The following is a 1145-nucleotide window of genomic DNA, read 5'->3' on the forward strand; positions in this document are numbered from 1 at the left end:
TGTCCTCGACATGATCGAGTTAGAAACCGAATACAGAAAGGGCGGTATTTCAAGGTTGATTCCATGACTCCTGGCGAAGCCACTTCAACATCTCCCGCCTATCCTACACATCCTGTACCCAATTTCAATGTTAAGCTATAGTGAAGGTGCATGGGGTCTTTCCGTCCCGTTGCGGGTAATCGGCGTCTTCACCGATACCACAATTTCACCGAGCTCATGGCTGAGACAGCGCCCAGATCGTTACACCATTCGTGCAGGTCGGAACTTACCCGACAAGGAATTTCGCTACCTTAGGACCGTTATAGTTACGGCCGCCGTTTACTGGGGCTTCGATTCAATGCTTCTCTTGCGATGACATCCCCTCTTAACCTTCCAGCACCGGGCAGGTGTCAGGCCTTATACCTCATCTTTCGATTTTGCAAAGCCATATGTTTTTGCTAAACAGTCGCCTGGGCCTTTTCACTGCGGCTGCTCCTCTCAGAGACAGCGCCCCTTCTCCCGAAGTTACAGGGCCATTTTGCCGAGTTCCTTAGCCATGACTCACTCGAGCACCTTAGGATTCTCTCCTCGACTACCTGTGTCGGTTTACGGTACGGGTTTTCTTTACCTGAAGCTTAGCGGGTTTTCTTGGAAGTCTGATTACCTGCTCTATCTGCGCCGCCGAAGCTTTGCAGTACTATTGGGTTTCAGCAGGGTCGGCGGATTTGCCTACCGTCCCTATACCTACGCCTTTTAACGAACTATTCCGTCAGTTCGCGGCAGTGTCACTACTCCGTCACCACATCGCAGTAAAGAAAAGTATGGGAATATTAACCCATTGTCCATCGGCTTGCTCCGTTCGGATGCGCCTTAGGTCCCGACTAACCCTGATCCGATTAGCGTTGATCAGGAAACCTTAGTCTTTCGGTGGGCGGGTTTCTCACCCGCCTTATCGTTACTTATGCCTACATTTGCTTTTCTATAATCTCCACACTACATCACCATAGTGCTTCTCCGACGATAGAATGCTCCCCTACCAGACATACATCTTTCAGTATGAATCCATAGCTTCGGTAGTAATCTTGATGCCCGTTTATTATCCACGCCCGGTCGCTCGACTAGTGAGCTGTTACGCACTCTTTAAATGAATGGCTGCTTCCAAGCCA

1 rRNA gene is annotated in these 1145 nt (G+C 49.9%); it reads right to left on the minus strand.

Features of this window, described 5'->3' with window-relative positions:
• A 23S ribosomal RNA gene (locus G7B18_RS18890) occupies positions 1 to 1145 on the minus strand; the annotation flags it as partial.

It is taken from the genome of Sphingobacterium sp. xlx-130, assembly GCF_011007405.1.
Taxonomy (GTDB): domain Bacteria; phylum Bacteroidota; class Bacteroidia; order Sphingobacteriales; family Sphingobacteriaceae; genus Sphingobacterium; species Sphingobacterium luzhongxinii.